The 347-nt window shown below is 45.8% G+C and carries 1 protein-coding gene; it reads left to right on the top strand.

Annotated features, from left to right (window positions below):
- Positions 1–330, top strand: a 330-nt coding sequence (locus tag J4G32_RS20730) for an amidohydrolase family protein (RefSeq protein WP_210497525.1), incomplete at its 5' end; no start/stop codon positions are given.
- Positions 331–347 lie beyond the last annotated feature (17 nt).

Genomic DNA, 347 nt, shown 5'->3' with positions numbered 1-347 from the left:
ACTAAACTCGCCTGGCCTGTTTACGCCTTACCATGGATTTTATCGAAATATTTAGCACTCGGCGTCGCGCTTACCGATGTCATTAACGCCTGTACCCATACCCCAGCAGTTTTAATGGGTATGGCAGCAGAAATTGGTACGCTGGCCCCTGGGGCATTTGCCGATATCGCCATCTTTAAATTAAAAAACAGGCATGTTGAATTTGCCGATATTCATGGTGAAACGCTCACGGGGACGCATGTGCTGGTACCACAAATGACCATAAAATCCGGTGAGATATTATTTCGTCAAATTGATTTTGGCGCGCGGCCAAACGGAGTTGAAAAATGACCTCAATGCAAAAATGG

Origin of the sequence: Microvirga antarctica (assembly GCF_017921815.1) — a bacterium.
GTDB lineage: Bacteria > Pseudomonadota > Alphaproteobacteria > Rhizobiales > Beijerinckiaceae > Microvirga > Microvirga antarctica.
The sequence above is the reverse complement of the archived record's forward strand: the minus strand, read 5'-3'. Positions and strand labels throughout refer to the sequence as shown.